The 19,887-nt window shown below is 53.8% G+C and carries 16 protein-coding genes and 1 other RNA gene; 7 read left to right on the top strand and 10 right to left on the bottom strand.

Features of this window, described 5'->3' with window-relative positions; all coding sequences use genetic code 11:
• Nucleotides 1-2: 2 nt before the first annotated feature.
• Nucleotides 3-371 carry a Fe-S cluster assembly scaffold SufA gene (gene sufA, locus I6L74_RS17235; RefSeq protein WP_059178155.1) on the bottom strand — a complete coding sequence of 123 codons (369 nt, stop codon included), beginning with the start codon at nucleotides 369-371 and terminating at the stop codon, nucleotides 3-5.
• 370 nt (nucleotides 372-741) lie between these two features.
• On the opposite strand from sufA, the gene I6L74_RS17230 reads away from it, so the two are divergent.
• Nucleotides 742-1,014 (top strand): ElaB/YgaM/YqjD family protein, encoded by a 273-nt coding sequence (locus tag I6L74_RS17230; RefSeq protein WP_012017153.1) that lies wholly within the window; start codon nucleotides 742-744, stop codon nucleotides 1,012-1,014.
• A 30-nt stretch (nucleotides 1,015-1,044) separates the two neighbouring features.
• On the opposite strand, the gene I6L74_RS17225 is transcribed toward I6L74_RS17230, so the two are convergent.
• Nucleotides 1,045-1,782, bottom strand: a complete 738-nt coding sequence (locus I6L74_RS17225; RefSeq protein WP_059178156.1) for a MerR family transcriptional regulator — start codon at nucleotides 1,780-1,782, stop codon at nucleotides 1,045-1,047.
• Nucleotides 1,783-1,969: 187 nt separating this feature from the next.
• Nucleotides 1,970-3,190: a diguanylate phosphodiesterase gene (locus I6L74_RS17220; protein WP_059178157.1), complete on the bottom strand. Its 1,221-nt coding sequence runs from the start codon at nucleotides 3,188-3,190 to the stop codon at nucleotides 1,970-1,972.
• 342 nt (nucleotides 3,191-3,532) lie between these two features.
• On the opposite strand from I6L74_RS17220, the gene ycgZ reads away from it, so the two are divergent.
• From ycgZ to fdhF, 4 genes are all read left to right on the top strand, one after another.
• The gene (gene ycgZ, locus I6L74_RS17215; protein ID WP_059178158.1) at nucleotides 3,533-3,772 is read left to right on the top strand and encodes a regulatory protein YcgZ; all 240 of its coding nucleotides are present in this window, start codon (nucleotides 3,533-3,535) and stop codon (nucleotides 3,770-3,772) included.
• A 108-nt stretch (nucleotides 3,773-3,880) separates the two neighbouring features.
• Nucleotides 3,881-4,201, top strand: a complete 321-nt coding sequence (locus I6L74_RS17210) for a hypothetical protein (RefSeq protein WP_059178159.1) — start codon at nucleotides 3,881-3,883, stop codon at nucleotides 4,199-4,201.
• A 36-nt stretch (nucleotides 4,202-4,237) separates the two neighbouring features.
• Nucleotides 4,238-4,516 (top strand): biofilm/acid-resistance regulator YmgB/AriR, encoded by a 279-nt coding sequence (locus I6L74_RS17205; RefSeq protein WP_059178160.1) that lies wholly within the window; start codon nucleotides 4,238-4,240, stop codon nucleotides 4,514-4,516.
• Between the two features lie 202 nt (nucleotides 4,517-4,718).
• On the top strand, nucleotides 4,719-6,869 hold the full coding sequence (gene fdhF, locus I6L74_RS17200; RefSeq protein ID WP_059178161.1) for a formate dehydrogenase subunit alpha: 2,151 nt from the start codon (nucleotides 4,719-4,721) through the stop codon (nucleotides 6,867-6,869).
• A 61-nt stretch (nucleotides 6,870-6,930) separates the two neighbouring features.
• Here fdhF and fdnI read toward each other — a convergent pair whose 3' ends face one another.
• From fdnI to ydiJ, 6 genes are all read right to left on the bottom strand, one after another.
• Nucleotides 6,931-7,569 (bottom strand): formate dehydrogenase-N subunit gamma, encoded by a 639-nt coding sequence (fdnI, locus tag I6L74_RS17195; protein ID WP_059178162.1) that lies wholly within the window; start codon nucleotides 7,567-7,569, stop codon nucleotides 6,931-6,933.
• Entirely contained in the window at nucleotides 7,562-8,449 is an 888-nt protein-coding gene (gene fdxH / locus I6L74_RS17190) for a formate dehydrogenase subunit beta (RefSeq protein ID WP_059178163.1), read from the bottom strand. The genes fdnI and fdxH overlap by 8 nt, the downstream gene beginning before the upstream one ends.
• 12 nt (nucleotides 8,450-8,461) lie before the next feature.
• On the bottom strand, nucleotides 8,462-11,512 hold the full coding sequence (gene fdnG, locus I6L74_RS17185) for a formate dehydrogenase-N subunit alpha (RefSeq protein ID WP_072241779.1): 3,051 nt from the start codon (nucleotides 11,510-11,512) through the stop codon (nucleotides 8,462-8,464).
• Between the two features lie 159 nt (nucleotides 11,513-11,671).
• The gene (locus tag I6L74_RS17180; RefSeq protein WP_012017143.1) at nucleotides 11,672-11,866 is read right to left on the bottom strand and encodes a YdiH family protein; all 195 of its coding nucleotides are present in this window, start codon (nucleotides 11,864-11,866) and stop codon (nucleotides 11,672-11,674) included.
• 95 nt (nucleotides 11,867-11,961) lie between these two features.
• On the bottom strand, nucleotides 11,962-12,372 hold the full coding sequence (gene menI, locus I6L74_RS17175) for a 1,4-dihydroxy-2-naphthoyl-CoA hydrolase (RefSeq protein WP_059178164.1): 411 nt from the start codon (nucleotides 12,370-12,372) through the stop codon (nucleotides 11,962-11,964).
• Nucleotides 12,369-15,425, bottom strand: coding sequence for a D-2-hydroxyglutarate dehydrogenase YdiJ (ydiJ, locus tag I6L74_RS17170; protein ID WP_059178165.1), 3,057 nt, complete (start codon nucleotides 15,423-15,425; stop codon nucleotides 12,369-12,371). Before ydiJ ends, menI begins: the two co-directional genes overlap by 4 nt.
• Before the next feature lie 324 nt (nucleotides 15,426-15,749).
• On the opposite strand from ydiJ, the gene ydiK reads away from it, so the two are divergent.
• On the top strand, nucleotides 15,750-16,865 hold the full coding sequence (gene ydiK, locus I6L74_RS17165; protein WP_059178166.1) for an AI-2E family transporter YdiK: 1,116 nt from the start codon (nucleotides 15,750-15,752) through the stop codon (nucleotides 16,863-16,865).
• A gap of 184 nt (nucleotides 16,866-17,049) precedes the next feature.
• Nucleotides 17,050-17,157: antisense sRNA RprA (gene rprA / locus I6L74_RS17160), an RNA gene on the top strand.
• A gap of 77 nt (nucleotides 17,158-17,234) precedes the next feature.
• On the opposite strand, the gene ppsA is transcribed toward rprA, so the two are convergent.
• Nucleotides 17,235-19,613: a phosphoenolpyruvate synthase gene (gene ppsA, locus I6L74_RS17155; RefSeq protein WP_059178167.1), complete on the bottom strand. Its 2,379-nt coding sequence runs from the start codon at nucleotides 19,611-19,613 to the stop codon at nucleotides 17,235-17,237.
• Nucleotides 19,614-19,887: the final 274 nt, after the last annotated feature.

Genomic DNA, 19,887 nt, shown 5'->3' with positions numbered 1-19,887 from the left:
GCCTATACCCCAAAGCTTTCGCCGCAGCCGCATTCGTTCTGGGCTTTCGGGTTATTAAATTTGAATAACTGGTTTAAACCTTCGCGCACGAAATCGACTTCTGTTCCGTCGATAAACGGCATGGCCTGGAGGGCAACAAACAGCTTCGCGCCGTCCGTTTCAAAGACCAGATCGTCTTTCTCAGGCTCGGTGACCGTATCCAGCACGTAGCCAAAGCCCGCACAGCCAGTCTGTTTCACGCCTAAACGCAAACCCACTATTTCCGGTTTTTTATCGATTAATTCGTGAATCTGCGCCGCCGCAGTCGGCGTGAGAGTCAATCCACGCCAGGCGAAATCAGCAGGGTTAAAGGTTTCTGAATGCAGTTCCATAGGTCCACCTCGTCTATTGAGCCACTACGGGCATAACACCATGTTAGTGATAACGATTATCACTTCAACCCCCTGACAGCAGGGGCTTTCGGCTTAATCGCCCTTTTTGGCTACTTTACTTAAGCATAGACCCTGCCACGGCTGGCAGGAGCGTTGGATAAAATAATGCAATATATTGATAAATAATGGATTAGAAAAAGCTAATCGCTGCAACGGGTTACCCTGTTAAAGATGCATAGACAATACCTATTTTTAAAATAGACAGAGCAGAATTTCCAGGAAAATACTGAAACAGGGTGAAAATGGCGCGTCGAGCGAGCGATTTGGCCGTCAGGCGCTAGACTTTAGGAGACACCAAAAGGAGATTACTATGTCATCACATGATTTTGAGAATGAAGCCGATCGCCTGGCGAATAAAGCCTTTAACAAAGCTGACGAACTTGCTGGAGAAGCGCAATCCCAGTTTGGCGCTGCGGTTGACTCTCCGAAACATCAGCTTAAAGGCGCAGCACGAAAATATGCCGCCAAAGCGTCGGATGTGGCAGATGATGTGTCTGAAAGAGTGCGTGATAATCCGCTAACCGGATTGATGGCCGCAGGTGCCATTGGCCTGATTATTGGCCTGTTGATGGGTCGTAAATAATACCTTCACTCTGGCCCGCAAGGGCCTTTTTTACAATCCCGCTTCGTGGAACGACACCGCAAACCCCTGCTCTCGCCAGTGATCCAGCTGTTCCTGCTGACGTGGTGTAGCGGTTTTACCCGTCCAGACAAAGATTTTTTGCCCCGGGAAAAGCTCCGGGCGTGGGGAATCGATCGGCTCTGCTAACACGTCAATATGCCAGCCTTTATGGGAAAGCCGGGCAGCTTCAAGCCACAAGCGCGTGCGGTCTTCGCACTCCCATCCCATTAACAGCGCGTCTTTTCCTGGTTTTTTGCGCGACTCCACCAGAGAAGCCGCCGCAACCTCAATGAGCACACCGTCTAGCAGACTTGCCATATGGCGAACCGTGTTTTGATCGAGACTCATGCGTTGGCGGACCGGGACAAGAATATGATCGATGAGGGCTTCAACGGAATGTTCACGGCGGAAGTCAGCAAGTTTGGCGCGCAGTTTTGCCGGGCTGGCGTAGCGCAAGACCAGCATCATCTCTTCCTGATATGCCGTCCAGCTACTCTCCGTGACCAGTTCCTGCGTGCCCAAAAGGGCTTTCACCTTGCCCACCGAAACGCCGCTCTTCATAAGACGTTTAATTTCTTCGATGCGCAGAATGTCTTCTTCATCGAACTGGCGATGGCCGCCTTCGCTGCGCTGCGGTTTCAACAAACCGTAGCGACGCTGCCATGCACGCAGCGTAACTGGGTTGATTCCGCATCGTTCGGCGACTTCGCCGATACTGTAATAGGCCATTAGCTCCCTCACGCTCAATACTTCCATACTAAAACTAACTAACCTTATCAGATTGTACAAACGAAATGTATAACTAAGAACCCGGATGACAGCAAGTATTAGTCTTACAAACCCGGATTAGGTTTATGCATTGTTGTACAATCTTTACGATATGTATCGCTTAGCATGAGGGAGATTTACGGCAACGTTAGAAATCGACTTTCTTTTCAGGCCAGGCAATCGGCGGAATGCCTCCCAGTTTTGGGCTGGCAAAAAGATGCCCCTGAAACTCAGAAATGCCAGCCGATTCAAGCCACATCCACTCTTCCGCTTTTTCAACGCCCACGGCGCAAAACTGGATTTCCAGTGAGGCGCAGCATTTGATGATGGCCTGGACAATCGCCTGGCGCGGGCCGCTTTTATGCACATCCGCAACCAGTTCGCGGTTGATCTTGATACGATCTGGCTGGAATTGCGCCAGCAGCAGCAAGCCCGCAAAACCAGCTCCAAAGTGATCGATCGCCACGCTGATGCCGGCGCTCTTGAGCTGTCGGACCGCCACTTTGAATTCGGTGAGCCGCGAAATCACTTCACTTTCGGTGAATTCGATAATGATTTGCTCAGGCACCAGACCATTGGCAGCAATTTCTTTCAGCAGGAAATCGACGGCATCAGGCACATTGACCAGCGTCATCGGCAGCAGATTCAGGGATAACGTCTGGCCTTCAAGGCCCAGCGCACTCGCCATCGACAGCGCCACCTGTTTGCTTTTCAGATCAGATTCGTAAATCGCATTCCCGGTCAGCGACGCAAAATAAGTGACCGGTGACTCGCCAGACGGCGTACGCAGCAGCGCTTCCCAGGAGACAACTTGTTGAGTCAACGGGTCAACAATAGGCTGAAACGCAAAGCTACAGTCTGCCCCTTTGGCGATCACTTGAGGCTGGCGTGAAAACGCATCCTCTTCGGGGATAAAATCCCACGAATCGCCCGGCGGAATCTCGAAATAGTTTTCTTTTTCAGTGGCTTCAACAAAGGTTCGAAAGAACTGTAGCGCACGATCGTTGTACGTCAGCTGATAGCGCGTTGTCCCTTTATTCAACACCTGCTGAAGCACTTCTTCCCTGTCATAGCGCCTCAGATCAAAGAGTTCCATTCCTACATGGCCAAATCGTCTTGATGGACCGTAGTCATAGAGCAACTCCACCAGATTGTAGTGCCGGGTGTCCTGGCAAATATGCTCGTAGATACGCCTGACGCTCTCTTCTGGCCCTTCCAGCAGCTGGAAAAAGTGCATTCCGTTGAATAATAAAATCCCTGTGACGTCAGAGTGCCGGTTCTTATCCGCGGCAGCCTCTACCATCTTTTCCAGAGATTTAACTGGAACGTCCGCGCAGATATGGCTGCGGTAAATAATGGTTGTGAGCATGATTTTCCAGGGTGTTTTTGAGTGAGTCACACATGCAAATGGTGTGAATATCGCTTGTTATACCATATTAGTTGCTTAACAAATAATTTACAGCTCAAGGATTTAGGTGTTTTTTTGATCCGTTTTTCCGCCTTGTACAACTTTGCTTCGGCATACACGTTGTACAATATATCCTTTGCATAATCCTGCATTCCTGATAAACGTAAAGCATTGATTTATATAAAACCTGTTACAAAAAATGAAAAAATATGAAAAATCTGTACATTTTTAATGTACAGATTTAGGAAAAGTGTATACCTTATTTGTAACGTTACTGATTACTCATTTTTACAGGATCGAAACATGCGCCAGAACGGATACCAACCCGATGCCGCCACTGCCATTGCACAGTACTTTGACAAGGCCGCCTTACCTACCCAGCAGGAGACGCTCGGGCAGGTGGTTGTCGAAATCCTGCGTGACGGGCGCAGCCTGAACCGCAAAACGCTGTGTGCCAAGCTCCTGTGCCGTCTTGAAGATGCATCGGATTTGGAAGAAGAGAAACATTATCAAACGCTTATCGGATTACTGTTTGATCGCTGAAGTTCGCAAAACAATTAACAGGTTTCCTGGTTTGTCAGTCAACGGGACGAAGGAGCGCTGAGGGCTAGCAAAGACCAGGCGATCGGAAATGCTGTTAGAGATGCTGTTATGAATAGACGTGGTGTAGACAAAATAGTTGACGAGCTTATTGGTGAAGCCGTTCTTTCGCTTTTGAAAGAGAACGGCCCCATCAATACGCATGCATTAACGCAAAGATTACGGAATATGAAAGCTCATGAAAAGGATCCTGAGCGGCGGGAAGCCATAGCAGCGGTTATTGCAGAGATAAGCGGCAATGATGTGGCGTTTAAACATTACAGAGCCGTGCAAAACCCAGCGAATCGAGAGGGATCTCAAAGGATGAATAATAACAACGTTGTTCCTTTATTCAGCAACGGAAAGCCTGCCGATCCAAAGAAAATACATTGACTGCCAACCGCCACTTAACCATCACGGTGAGAATAAATGAGACAGAATATTCAGGTTCAACCCGAATTTAATACAGTAAACTTCGATAGCGCAGTATCAGAATATTTTCGTAACGCAGGCGATCGGTTTGCGGATGAGTCCGCTGTTTTTAACGCTGCGGTGCGTGATGTGCTGGTAAACGATGGATATGTCTCCAACAAAGCGATCATTCTTTGGCTCATTCATGCGCTGGAGTCGACGAGCGATGTCGTTCGCGCCGACGTGATTCGCAAAACGCTGGAAATCGTTGTGGGTTACACAATGGATGATATTTAACGCCTGTACGCTAATCCCCGTAACGTGTCATCGTCAAATGTGTCGAGCATCATGACGATGACACGCTCTTCCTGGCAACAAACCCTCCAATAAACCCTGATATATCAATGAAATGAATATATGGCATGGATTCTGCTTATGTCCTGCTTTCGAGAGTGTTTCCCGCTGAACCTCTCTTCATTTCTTAACAGGTCTGTTATTGATGAAAAAAGTCGCAAGCGTCTGCCCTTACTGCGGTGCAGGCTGTAAATTAAATCTCGTTGTCGAAAACAATCGTATTATCCGCGCCGAAGCCGCCGATGGCGTCACGAACCAGGGTACGCTGTGCCTGAAAGGTTTTTACGGCTGGGATTTTCTGAACGATACCCGACTCCTCACCCCTCGCCTGACCCAACCGATGATCCGCTACAACAAAGGTGACGCCTTTACGCCCGTCACCTGGGTAGAGGCGATCCGTTACACCGCGAATAAACTGAAAACGATCAAAGAACACTATGGCCCACGATCCATTATGACCACCGGGTCATCACGCGGAACGGGCAACGAAACCAACTATGTGATGCAGAAATTTGCTCGCGCCGTCCTGAACACCAACAATGTGGATTGCTGCGCGCGCGTATGTCACGGCCCGTCTGTTGCCGGTTTGCAGCAAACCCTCGGGAACGGGGCGATGAGTAACTCAATTAACGATATCGAGAACTCAAAATGCCTGCTGGTGTTTGGCTATAACTGTGCAGATTCTCACCCTATCGTGGCGCGCCGCGTGCTGAAAGCGCGTCAGAACGGCGCGAAAATCATCGTTTGCGACCCGCGTCGTATCGAAACCGCCCGCATCGCCGATCAACATTTACCGCTCAAAAACGGCAGCAATATGGCGCTGGTTAATGCGTTCGGCTACGTCCTGCTGGAAGAGGAGTTGTACGACAAAACCTACGTCGCACGCTTTGCTGAGGGGCTCGATGCCTATCGTGAGACCGTCAAAGATTACGCCCCAGAAAAGGTTGAGCATCTGACCGGCATTCCCGCGCGGGACGTGCGTCAGGCAATGCGCACCTTTGCGGCCGCGCCGTCTGCCACGGTGATGTGGGGCATGGGCGTGACGCAGTTTGGACAAGCGGTGGATGTGGTAAAAGGGCTTTCCAGCCTGGCGCTGCTGACCGGGAATCTCGGTCGTCCTGCCGTTGGCGTCGGCCCGGTTCGCGGTCAAAACAACGTGCAGGGTGCGTGTGATATGGGCGTCCTGCCCAACATGTTCCCGGGCTATCAGGATGTCACCGATCCTGAAATACGTCAGAAATTTGCCGACGCGTGGGGAATCGACGCCACCAAAATGGACGATCAGCCAGGCGTTCGCATCACCGAAGTCCCGCATCTGGCGCTGGAAGGCAAGGTGAAAGCCTATTACATCATGGGCGAAGATCCGCTTCAGACCGAGGCCGATCTGGGCCTGGTGCGCAGCGGTTTTGAGGCTCTCGATTTCGTTGTGGTGCAAGATATCTTCATGACCAAAACGGCGGAAGTGGCGGACGTGCTGCTGCCCGCGACGTCCTGGGGCGAGCACGGCGGGGTTTTCACCTGCGCCGATCGCGGATTCCAGCGTTTTGGCAAGGCGATCGATGCCACCGGCAACGTGAAGCGCGACTGGGAGATCATCAGTTTGCTGGCCAGCGAGATGGGTTATCCGATGCATTACGATTCTAACCAGCAAATCTGGGACGAAATGCGCGAGCTGTGCCCGCTGTTTTACGGTGTCACCTACGAAAAAATGGGCGAGATGGGTCATATTCAGTGGCCATGTCCGACGCTGGATCACCCAGGCACGCCGTACCTGTACAAAGATAATCAGTTCGATACGCCGAGCGGCAAAGGTCAGCTGTTCGCCGCACCGTGGCGCGCACCTGCCGAAGTGCCGGACCTGGATTATCCGCTGGTACTCTGCACCGTGCGTGAAGTCGGACATTACTCCTGCCGCTCGATGACCGGTAACTGCGCTGCGTTGCAAAGTCTGGCCGATGAACCGGGGCGCGTACATATTCACCCGGCAGATGCCGACGCGTTGGGCATTGCGGATGGACAACTGGTGTGGGTGCGTTCGCGCCGCGGGAAAGTGATTACCCGTGCCAGCGTCAGTGAGCGCATTAACGCCGGTGCGGTTTACATGACCTATCAGTGGTGGATTGGGGCGTGCAATGAACTGACCCAGGATAACCTCGATCCGATTTCCAAAACGCCCGAAACCAAATATTGTGCGGTGCAGCTTGAGGCTATCGACGATCAGCGTTGGGCGGAAGATTATGCCGCGACGGCCTATCAGTCGATGAAATCACGGTTAATCAGTGCGGTGAACGTTTAGCAGAGAATTAACGGGAATGAACAGCAAAGAGGCTCGCCGGTGCGAGCCTCTTTTTTATCGCTTACTCTTTGTTTTGCTCTTTGGCTTCGACCTCGCGATACCAGCGTGGATGGTGTTTCTTCGCCCAACGACGGCTCACCTTCCCTTCAATCATTCCCTTGACCGACCCTTTCACCCAGAACGCCATATACATATGGATCAGGATGGCGTGGATCAAAATAATCGCCGCCGTGGCATGAATTAACAGACTCCAGCGCACCACCGTCATCGGGAAATAATGGGCAAAATAGGGACGCCAGATAATCACGCCCGTCGCCAGCAGCACAAAAATCATGCTCATAATGCTCCAGAACATCATTTTCTGTCCGGCGTTATATTTGCCGACGTCCGCCACTTTGTGTTCGTTGCCTTTCAGCACTTCAACAATCCCTTTTATCCAGGGCAGATCCTGTTTATCCGGAATGTTGTGATGCACGAAACGCACAAACATAAACATCAGCGCAAAGAATATCAGTACGCCAAAAAACGGATGCAGAATACGCCCCATTTGCGGTGTGCCGAAGGTCTGAGTGAGCCACTGAAGCGTCGGGAAAAAGAGCGCAATCCCGGAGAGAGAGACCAGGAAGAAGCAGATCACTACCGTCCAGTGACAGGCGCGATCGATAAACTTCGTGCGCAGGATCATTTTGCTCTTACTCATGATCGTTCTCCTCTTCATCGTCGTCCGTCTCTTTGTTTGGCCCCACACCGATATAGTGGTAAATCAGTCCGGCAAACGTGGCGATAAATCCGGCTGCAGAGAGCGGCTTCAGAATGCCTTTCCACAGGTTGACCGGGACGTCGATTTTCGGATCGTTTGGCAGATTGTGATACAGCTCCGGCTGGTCGGCATGGTGCAACACGTACATTACATGCGTGCCGCCCACACCCTGCGGGTTGTAAACGCCCGCATGCGCATAGCCGCGTTTTTTGAGCTGCGCCACGCGCGTCTCCCCCATCTCCAGCATCTCTTTTTTGCTGCCGAAATGAATCGCGCCGGTCGGACACGTTTTGACGCACGCCGGTTCCTGGCCGACGGTCACGCGATCCACGCACAACGTACATTTGTAGACGCGGTTATCGTCAGGATTCAGGCGGGGAATGTTGAACGGACAGCCGGCGATGCAGTATCCGCAACCGATGCAGTGCTCGGACTGAAAATCCACAATCCCGTTGGCATACTGGATAATCGCCCCGGCAGACGGGCAGGCCTTGAGACAGCCCGGATCCGCGCAGTGCATGCAGCCGTCCTTGCGGATCAGCCACTCCAGCTTGTTGTTTTGCGTGGTTTCGCTAAAGCGCATCACCGTCCAGGATTTGGCCGTCAAATCCATCGGATTGTCGTACACGCCTTCGCACACCCCCACTTCATCGCGAATATCATTCCATTCGGAACAGGCGACCTGACAACCTTTACAGCCGATGCAGGTTGAGACATCGATAAGCTTCGCGACCTCGGTTTTGAAGTCCCGCGCCTGGGGCGGAGGCGTGAAGCCGTTGGTGGCCGAACGCTTGATAATATCTTGTGATTGCATGGACATACGTGGCCTCCCTTACGCCTTCTCGATGTCGACTAAAAACGCCTTGTACTCCGGCGTCTGCGAGTTGGCGTCGCCCACGGAGGGCGTCAACGTATTCGCCAGGAAGCCTTTACGCGTCGCCCCCTCAAAGCCCCAGTGACACGGAATGCCCACGGTGTTGACCTTACGTCCGTCAATGGTCAGGGTTTGCAGGCGTTTGGTGACCACCGCTTTCGCTTTGATAAAGCCACGTTTCGACATCACTTTCACTTCGTCCCCGGCGACAATGCCCTTCTCTTGCGCCAGCGCTTCGCCAATTTCGACAAACTGATCCGGCTGGGCAATCGCGTTGAGCCGCGCATGTTTGGTCCAGTGACGGAACAGCTCGGTGATTGAATAGGTGGTAGCGACATACGGGAAGTCATCGGCTTTGCCCATATTCGGCAGGTCTTCCTTGAAGATGCGTGCGACGGGGCTGGAGATCACATTCGGATGCAGCGGGTTGGTGCCAATCGGCGATTCAATCGGTTCATAATGTTCCGGGAACGGGCCGTCGTTCATCTTGTCGATGGAGAACAGGCGCGCCACCCCTTCTGGATTCATGATAAACGGCCCGACGTTGCTGCCCGGTGCCGACGCGTTGTAATCCGCCACGTCCTGACCGGTCCATTTTTTGCCATCCCAGTGCAGCAAAGCACGTTTGGCGTCCCAGGGTTTCCCGGCCACATCGGCAGAGGCGCGGTTGTAGAGAATGCGACGGTTCGCCGGCCACGACCACGCCCAGCCTGGCGTACAGCCCAGTCCGTACGGATCGCTGTTATCGCGGTTCGCCATCTGGTTGCCTTGCTCAGTCCAGCTTCCGCAGTACACCCAGCAGAAGCTGCTGGTGGTGCCGTCATCGCGTAGCTGCGCAAAACTGCTGAGCTGCTGGCCTTTTTTCGCCACCAGCTGGCCTTTGTCATCAAACAGATCCACCAGCGCCATACCGTTGGCTTCGCGGGCAATCTCTTCCGGATGCGGATCGCGGGGATTTTTGTAATCCCACGACATGTTCAGCACCGGCGCCGGGTTCGCCCCGCCTTCGGCCTGATAGAGTTCGCGCAGGCGCGTAAACAGGCGGCCCAGAATTTTGCCGTCGTGCATCGCTTCACCCGGTGGCTCAGCGGCCGCCCAGTGCCATTGCAGCCAGCGGCCCGAGTTGGCAATGGAACCGTCTTCTTCCGCAAAACAGGATGATGGCAGACGGAAGACTTCGGTCTGGATATCTGCCGGATTAACGTCGTTCATTTCGCCGTGATGCTGCCAGAAGGTCGATGACTCGGTGACCAGCGGATCGATAACCACCATGTATTTGAGCTTCGAGAGCGCCCGGGACGATTTGTTCTTATCCGGGAACGCCGCCAGCGGGTTAAAGCCCTGAACGATGTAACCATTGATTTTCCCGTCGAGCATCAGCTTGGCCTGGGTCATCACGTCATACAGACGATCCCATTTCGGCAGCCAGTCGTAGCCCCAGTTGTTGTCTGCCGTGGCATGTTCACCCCAGAAGCTTTTCATCATGCTGATAAAGAACTTCGGCGTGTTTTGCCAGTAGTTCACTTCGTTAAGCCCCAGCGACGGCGGGGTGATCTGCGAGATATAGGTCTGATAATCCGGCTGCTTTTCGGACGGCAGCGGCATGTAGCCCGGCAGATTGGTTGAGAGCAACCCCAGATCGGTGTAGCCCTGAATATTGGAGTGGCCGCGCAGCGCGTTGACGCCACCGCCTGCCATCCCGATATTGCCGAGCAGCAGTTGCAACATGCCCGCCGCGCGGATGATCTGTGCGCCCGCCGTGTGGTGCGTCCAGCCGAGCGCGTACAAGATTGTCGCCGTGCGATCCGGTACGCTGGTGCTGGCCAGGATCGCGCAAATGCGGTTGAAATCATCAATCGACGTTCCGCACAGACGGTTCACCATCTCTGGCGTATAGCGATCGACGTGCGCTTTAAGCAGATTCCAGACGCAGCGCGGGTGGCTGAGCGTATCGTCACGCTGCACGTGGCCCTGCGCGTCCAGTTGATAGAACCAGCTCGATTTATCGTACTGACGCTTTTCAGCGTCATAGCCGCTGAACAGACCGTCATCGAACGCATAGTCGTCGCGAATAATCAGGCTGGCATTGGTGTAGGCACGGACGTATTCGTGCTGGATGGCGTCATGCGCAATCAGATAGCGAATGGCCCCCAGCAGGAAAGCGGTGTCTGAACCGGCACGGATGGGCGCATAAAGATCGGCAACCGCCGCGCTGCGGTTAAAGCGTGGATCCACCACCACCACCGTGGCGTCGTTTTTGGTCTGCGCTTCAACGACCCATTTAAAGCCGACCGGATGGGCTTCCGCGGCGTTACCGCCCATGATCAACACCACGTTGGCGTTTTTAATATCAACCCAGTTATTGGTCATCGCCCCGCGACCAAAGGTCGGTGCCAGGGCGGCAACGGTTGGACCGTGGCACAAACGTGCCTGACAGTCGATCGCCACCATGCCCAGCGCGCGGGCAAATTTTCCGTCGAGAATACCGGTTTCATTGCTGGCCGCCGACGAACAGAGCATGCCCGTGGTTGTCCAGCGGTTGACCGTCAGCCCTTGGGCGTTCTTTTCGATAAAATTGGCGTCACGATCCGCTTTCATCAGACGGGCAATACGGCCGATGGCGTCGTCCCATGAAATACGCTGCCATTTATCAGACCCCGGCGCGCGGTATTCGGGATACAGCAGGCGGGTCTCACTGTGGATGTAATCGAGTACCCCTGCCCCTTTCGGGCAAAGTGAACCCCGGCTGACCGGATGATCCGCGTCGCCTTCGACGTGATAGATACTTTCTTTGACGTTTTTGGCATCGTCGCCGAGGCTATACATGATCATGCCGCAGCCAACCGAGCAGTATGTACAGTTATTACGCGTCTCTTTTGCTTTTAAGAGTTTGTATTGACGTGTTTCCGCGAGCGCGGAAAAAGATGATAAAAATCCGAGAGATGCAACAGTGGTTCCTGCCATACCGCCCGCGCAGATCTTAAAGAACTGCCTCCGGCTAAACTCCATGTATCCTCCAGCTTAAACTTAAGACGGGAAAAGGGACGGAGATTATAGGGTTATTAAGCTGGATAAACCATTATCCATTTGTGGTTATACGCGGTGAGATCACAGAGGAGTAAAAAACAAAAAAGGCCGCCTCAGCGACCTTTTATCAGGTATCGAACATTAATGGACGTGAACGCCCAACCGCCAGGCAAAATAGATCTCTTCTTTTAATTCATTAGAAGAGAGCGCGAGCAAGTCGGCAAATTCCAGTTCAAGCTGTTTCAGCTTTTTCAGGTACTGTGCCGGAGACAAGTTGCTCTTATCGCGACGCAAAAACTCTACTGCCAGTATGGCTGGGTTTAATTCGGTATCCATAACATCCTCTCTTGTGTACAAAACCTGACCAGTATAACACCTTTCACTGCCCATTTTTTGACCAGAGACAATTTGTTGCAGATGCTTACCGTTGTTTAAACCACGGTGGTCGTCAGCCGCGACGAGCAGCACAGGCGGTCCTGCTCATCAAAGATGTCAATTTGCCACACCTGATGACGGCCCCCCGTATGCAATGCCCGGCACACACCCCGCACACGCCCACTGCGCACAGACCGGATGTGATTGGCATTCACCTCAAGCCCGACGGCTTTTTGCTCGCCCTCGGTACAAAGATAACCCGCAACCGAACCCAGCGTTTCGGCGAGCACCACCGAGGCTCCGCCGTGCAGCAAGCCGAACGGCTGATGGGTGCGGTGATCCACGGGCATGGTGGCCTCAATGTCGTCTGCCCCGATACGCGTAAACTGAATATCGAGCAGCCCGACCATATTGCCTTCGCCCATGGCGTTGAGCGCGTGCAGCGTGACGTCACGTTTCCAGATCATCCCATAATCTCCAGTAAAGCCTGTAACGGATGGCGAACGCCGTTGCCTTCGACGCGTTTCACCTGGCTGCGACAGGAATACCCCGTCGCCAGACACCGGTTACGCGGCAAACGCTGCATCGCCTGATGCCACGACAATTCGTAAATCCCGAGGGAATTGGCGTGGTTTTTCACTTCATGCCCATACGTCCCGGCCATACCGCAGCAGCCGACGCTGACGTTTTCCAGTTTCGCCCCAAAACGGGCGAAGATAGACGCCCACTGAGCAGGCGCAGCGGGCAGCGCGGTCACTTCGGTACAGTGGCCAAACAGATACCAGGATTCCCCGCTGGTCTCCTGCGTCGCAACATTTTGCAGCGCCGCGGGCAACCATTCGTGTACCAGCATGACGTTGAAATCACCGCGCTTATCGCCGAGCGTTTGTTTGTATTCATCGCGATAACACAGCACCAGCGCCGGATCGACGCCCACCATCGGCATCCCTAGTTGCGCAACGCGATTCAGGAAGTCAGACGTTTTCTGCGCCGTTTTGGCAAACCGACTCAGGAAGCCTTTAATATGCTGCGCTTTGCCATTTGGTGAGAACGGCAGGACCACCGGCTGATAGCCCACACGTTCCACTAAGCGTACAAAATCGGCGACCACCCGTGCATCGTAATAGCTGGTGAACGGATCCTGCACCACCAGCACGGTTTTCGCTTTTTGCTCGTCGCTCAGGGTTTCCAGCTGTTCCAGCGTCATATTGGCCGAACGGTGTCCGACCAGCTCGCGTTGCAAAGACGGCGTAGAGAGCAGCGGCAGATCGACCATGCCGATATGCTTTTCGGACAGCTTGCGTACCAGCGGCTGATTGATGAAAAAGTTGAAGGTTTTTGGCGCGCGCGCCATCAGCGGTGCATAGATTTCAACCGTCGCTACCAGATGATCGCGCACCGGGCGCAGATAGCGGGAGTGATAAAGCTGCAGGAAGCGCGAGCGGAACTCCGGCACGTCAATTTTGATCGGGCATTGCGTCGAGCAGGCTTTACAGGCCAGGCAGCCGGACATCGCCTCTTTCACTTCGTGCGAGAAATCGTACTCACCTTTACTGGCATGCCAGCTGTTTCGGGAGCGTTCAATCAGCGTGCGCAGGCTGGCGCGTTTTTCCGGCAGGTCGTTTTCCAGCTTAACCGGATCGACACCACGATCCGCCAGCAGACGCAGCCATTCACGTACCAGCGTCGCACGCCCTTTTGGGGAATGGATGCGGTTGCTGGTGATTTTCATCGACGGACACATCGGGCTTTTCACGTCGAAGTTAAAGCACAAACCGTTGCCGTTACACTCCATCGCGCCACGCCAGGATGAGCGCACCGCAATCGGAATCTGCCGGTCGAAGGTGCCACGCTTCACGGCGTCGACCTGCATCATCGGATCGTCAACGCCTGCTGGCGGGCAAATTTTGCCCGGATTGAGACGGTTATCCGGATCAAACGCCGCTTTCACTTTGCGCAGTTCACCATACAGTTGCTCGCCGAAAAACGCCGGGCTGTACTCTGCGCGGAATCCTTTGCCGTGCTCGCCCCACAGCAGACCGCCGTATTTTGCCGTGAGCGCCACCACCTCGTCAGAGATGCGCTTCATCAGCATCTCCTGCTGGGGATCACACATATCCAGCGCAGGACGCACGTGCAATACGCCGGCATCGACATGGCCGAACATGCCGTAGCTCAGGCCGTGGCCGTCGAGCAGCGCGCGGAACTCGACGATATAATCCGCCAGATGTTCCGGCGGTACGCAGGTGTCTTCCGCAAACGGAATCGGCTTGGCCGCCCCTTTAGCGTTACCCAGCAGACCGACTGCTTTTTTACGCATCGCATAGATCCGCTCGATGCCCGAGAGGTCGTTGCACAGTTGCCAGCCAATCACGCCGCCTGCACCCGTGGCGATCAGTTCATCGAGACGGTTGCATAGCATTGATACCTGGCTCTCAATCAGCGCCGCGTCATCGCCCGCAAATTCCACGATGTTTAGCCCAAGCATCTCTTTATCCGGCACGTCGGTAATCAGCTCGCTGACCGAATGCCAGACAATATCTTCTCGCGCCAGGTTGAGCACTTTAGAGTCGACGGTTTCCACCGACAGCGCCCGCGCATCGACCATAAACGGCGCATTGCGCAGCGCAGAATCGAAAGAGTTATATTTAACGTTGACCAGACGGCGCACCTTCGGCAGCCGGGTGATGTCCAGACGCGCTTCAGTGATAAACGCCAGCGTACCTTCGGAGCCGGTCAGAATACGGGTTAAATCGAATTCGCTGAGATCGTCATTGAAAACATGACGCAGATCGTAGCCGGTCAGGAAGCGGTTAAGTTTCGGGAATTTATCGATAATCAGCTGACGGTTGTCGCGACAGCTATCCAGCACGGTACGGTAAATTCGCCCGACCGCGGTGTTGTCTTTCCCGAGCGTTTCAGCCAGTTCAACCGGCATCGCCTGGGTATCAAGGATATCGCCGCCCAACAGCACCGCACGGACGCCCAGAATGTGATCGGATGTTTTCCCGTAGACTAGCGACCCCTGCCCGGAGGCATCGGTGTTAATCATGCCGCCAATGGTGGCGCGGTTACTGGTCGAGAGCTCCGGCGCGAAGAAATAGCCGTAAGGCTTCAGGAACTGGTTGAGCTGATCTTTTATCACGCCCGCTTCAACACGCACCCAGCCCTCTTCGGGATTGATCTCAATAATACGGTTCATATAACGCGACATATCAATGATGATGCCCTGATTCAGAGCCTGACCATTGGTGCCGGTTCCGCCGCCGCGCGGGGTAAAGACCAGCGACGCGAAACGTTCCTGGGCCGCCAGACGCGAAATGAGCGCCACGTCTGCGGTGGAACGCGGGAAAACGACGGCATCGGGAAGTAACTGATAGATACTGTTGTCGGTCGCCATCGTTAGCCTGTCGGCGTAACTGGTGGCGGTATCACCTGTAAAACCCTGTTGCTCCAGTGCTTGCAAATAATTCAGTACCAGCTGAACGACGCCGGGTGCCTGAGAAATCAATGGGATCATTACTGTCGACCCTAATTATTAAGTGGTGAACTCCCTGGATAGTTCGCGCTGATTGCGGCTGGTAACGGCGTGGCCCCTGGCGCAGAGATAACGCTTTAACGGGGAGGAACGCACCCAACCAACGCAGCTACAGCATGAAATATGACGGGAGATAATCGTTTGCGTTGTGTCTGAATGTTTGTATCACATTTTTTTCTTATACGCTCAGCAGAATTACGGGCAGAATCCGACTGTCAAAAACGGCTGAAATCACTAATGATTAGAGTGACGCGGTTTTAGCTTTCCACCAGCGCGGCTGGTGTTCATTAAAGGTAAATTTCATTTATGGTCAATCTTCGTCAGCCCAGGGACGTTGCGCAAATTCTGCTGTCGGTGCTGTTTTTAGCCATCATCATCATTGCGTGTCTATGGATAGTACGCCCTTTTGTTCTGGGTTTTGCGTGGGCCGGAACGGTGGTTATCGCCACCTGGCCACTGTTTATTCGTTTGCAAAAACTGCTGTTTGGTCGTCGCTCACTGGCGGTGTTGGTGATGACGCTGTTTCTTTTTCTGGTCTTCATTATTCCGATTGCGCTGCTGGTGAACAGTCTGGTCGATACCAGCGGCCCGGTGATTCGCTCGATTACCAGCGGCGAAATGAGCATTCCGGATCTCGCGTGGCTGAACAGTGTCCCGATAATTGGCGCGAAGCTTTACAGCGGCTGGCATAGCCTGCTGGAGATGGGCGGCAGCGCAATCATGACGAAGGTCCGGCCTTACATCGGCACCACCACCACCTGGTTTGTAGGTCAGGCGGCGCATGTTGGGCGTTTCGTGATGCATTGCGCCCTGATGCTGGTCTTCAGCGCCCTGCTTTACTGGCGTGGCGAACAGGTGGCCCTCGGCGTGCGTCATTTTGCCACGCGCCTGGCAGGACCGCGCGGCGATGCGGCCGTGTTGCTGGCAGGACAGGCGGTACGCGCCGTGGCGCTCGGTGTGGTGGTAACTGCGCTGGTGCAAGCGGTTCTCGGCGGCATTGGTCTGGCGATTTCAGGCGTACCGTATGCGACCATTTTCACGGTCATCATGATCCTGACCTGTCTGGTGCAGCTTGGGCCTCTGCTGGTGCTGGTCCCGTGCATTATCTGGCTTTACTGGAGCGGCGACACCACCTGGGGCACAGTGCTGCTGGTGTGGAGTTGCGTGGTTGGCACGATGGACAACGTTATCCGCCCGATGCTGATACGCATGGGCGCCGATCTGCCGCTGATTCTGATCCTGTCTGGCGTCATTGGCGGTTTGATTGCTTTCGGCATGATTGGACTGTTTATTGGTCCGGTTCTGTTGGCCGTGACCTGGCGTCTGTTCTCCGCATGGGTGCATGAAATTCCGCCCCCTGCGACCGACCCGGATGTGGTGTTACACGAACTCGAAACGCTGGAAGATAAAAACAAGCAGTAGTTCTCTCCAGGCGGGGCAACCCGCCTGATACATAAGCCCAACTAATCAATTTTGATACGTAAAACGAGTCTGACCTGCTGCACCTCACCTAACCACGTCATTCCCCTCGCAAAATGTTCACACCTCTTAAACTATTGAGACGAATCTGATCGACGCAAAAACGTAGCATGCCTACTATTAGCTCAAGGTTATAAATCAACGCATTGATTTATAAGCATGGAAATCCCCTGAGTGAAACAACGAATTGCTGTGTGTAGTCTTTGCCCATCTCCCACGATGGGCTTTTTTTTATGCTTTTTTGGCGGGTTCAAGCCTCAGACATAAAAAAGCCCGGCAAGCATGACGCCGCCGGGCTTTTTCAGGAAGATATTACTTCTTCAGTTCGGCCAGACTCAGCCAGGTTTGCACCACCGTATCTGGGTTCAGGGACAGGCTGTCGATCCCTTCTTCCATCAGCCATGCCGCAAAATCTTCGTGATCGGAAGGACCCTGACCACAAATCCCGACGTATTTGCCCTGTTTCTTGGCTGCGCGAATAGCCATCGACAGCAACGCTTTTACCGCTTCATTACGTTCGTCGAACAGCTCTGACACCACGCCAGAATCGCGGTCCAGGCCCAGCGCCAGCTGCGTCATATCATTGGAGCCGATAGAGAAACCGTCGAAATGTTCCAGGAACTGCTCTGCCAGCAGGGCATTCGACGGGATTTCGCACATCATGATGATCTTCAGCCCGTTCTCGCCGCGTTTGAGTCCCTGACGTGCCAGCTCCTCTACCACGGCTTTCGCCTGCTCAACGGTTCGCACAAACGGCACCATGATTTCGACGTTGGTGAGACCCATTTCGTTACGCACGCGTTTTACCGCGTCGCATTCCAGGGCGAAACAGTCGCGGAAACTGTCAGAAACGTAACGGCCAGCGCCACGGAAGCCCAGCATCGGGTTCTCTTCTTCTGGCTCGTAGCGTTCACCGCCCACCAGATTGGCGTATTCGTTAGACTTAAAGTCTGACAGACGCACAATCACCCGCTTCGGATAGAACGCCGCCCCAAGCGTCGCGATCCCTTCCGTCAGACGGCCTACGTAGAACTCTTTCGGCGAGTCGTAGCCTTTCATCATCTCGCGAATTTCTTTTTGAAGCGCGACGTCCTGGTCGTCAAACTCCAGCAGCGCACGCGGATGCACCCCAATCATGCGGTTGATGATAAATTCCAGACGCGCCAAGCCCACGCCTTCGTTAGGCAGACAGGCAAAATCAAAGGCACGGTCAGGGTTACCGACGTTCATCATGATTTTAAGCGGCAGATCCGGCATGGTATCGACGCTGGAACTTTTCACGCTGAAGTCCAGAATATCGGCATACACGTAGCCGGTATCGCCTTCGGCGCAGGAGACGGTCACTTTCTCGTCATCTTTCATGCGTTCGGTCGCGTCACCACAGCCCACCACCGCCGGGATGCCCAGCTCACGCGCGATGATGGCGGCGTGACAGGTGCGGCCACCACGGTTTGTGACGATCGCCGCGGCTTTTTTCATGATCGGTTCCCAGTCCGGGTCGGTCATGTCAGTCACCAGCACATCACCCGGCTGAACCAGATTCATTTCGCTGATATCGTGGATCACTTTGACCGGACCCGCGCCAATACGGTGGCCAATCGCACGGCCTTCGGCCACGATTTTGCCCTGCGCATGCAGCGTGTAACGCTCCATCACCTGGCCGCGAGAACGCACGGTTTCTGGACGGGCCTGCACGATAAACAGCTTACCGGTGTGCCCGTCTTTCGCCCATTCGATGTCCATCGGACGGCCGTAGTGCTTCTCAATTTGCACCGCTTGTTTCGCCAGCTCCTGCACGTCGTCATCACTGAGAGAGAAACGGTCGCGCTGCTCCTGCGGCACATCTTCAATCTCAACCTGTTTACCGTGTTCAAGATTCGGCGCATAAATCATGCGGATTTTTTTGGAACCCATCGTACGACGAACGATAGAGGGGCGATTCGCCGCCAGCGTCGGTTTGTGTACATAGAATTCGTCAGGGTTAACCGCGCCCTGCACCACCATCTCACCCAGCCCCCAGGCGGATGTGATAAAGACCACCTGATCGAAACCGGATTCGGTATCAATCGAGAACATCACGCCGGAAGCGCCAACATCGGAGCGCACCATGCGCTGCACGCCCGCAGAGAGCGCGACGCCACGGTGATCGTAGCCCTGATGCACACGATAGGAGATGGCGCGGTCATTGAACAGCGAAGCAAAGACGTGTTTCACCGCGACCAGCACGGCGTCATACCCCTGCACGTTGAGGAACGTTTCCTGCTGACCGGCAAACGAGGCATCCGGCATATCTTCTGCGGTGGCGGAAGAGCGCACGGCAAACGAAGCCTGCGCGTCGTCGGCAGACAGTTGGTTATAAGCCTCATGAATGGCGTGTTCCAGTTCAGGCTGGAAAGGTGTGTCGATGATCCACTGGCGGATTTGCGAACCGGCTTTGGCAAGCTCGGTCACGTCATCAATATCCGTTTTGTCCAGCAGGTCGTAAATGCGCTGGTTTACACCGCTCTGATCGAGAAAATAGTTAAACGCATCGGCGGTAGTGGCAAAACCATTCGGTACGGAAACACCCATACCGGACAGGTTTGTAATCATTTCACCCAGGGAGGCATTTTTGCCTCCAACTCTGTCTACATCATTCATGCCGAGTTGGTTATACCAAAGCACCAGCGGTGACGAGCCATTGTTGGACATCGAAACAATCCTTTTGTGATATTTAAGCGGAGTAAGAAACGTCTGACTTCGTATTTATACTTACATATTTATCCCCGACAAAAAAACGGTGAATCGTGTAAGCACTTTTATTTTTCTCTTTTTCGGATACTTTCCCATCAGCGCCTAACGCCATGATTCGTATGGATTCATACAAAGACCATGAAACTAAGACGCCTATTTTAAAAATGAAATCCACTTTTCATTAAAATTAAAAACACCATTTCATTTATAATTTAAAAACGTTCTTTGCTGT

The organism is Lelliottia amnigena (assembly GCF_019047465.1).
In the GTDB taxonomy this organism is placed as follows: Bacteria; Pseudomonadota; Gammaproteobacteria; order Enterobacterales; family Enterobacteriaceae; genus Enterobacter; species Enterobacter amnigenus.
Note: the sequence above shows the minus strand (reverse complement) of the source record. Positions and strands in the feature narration are given on the sequence as shown.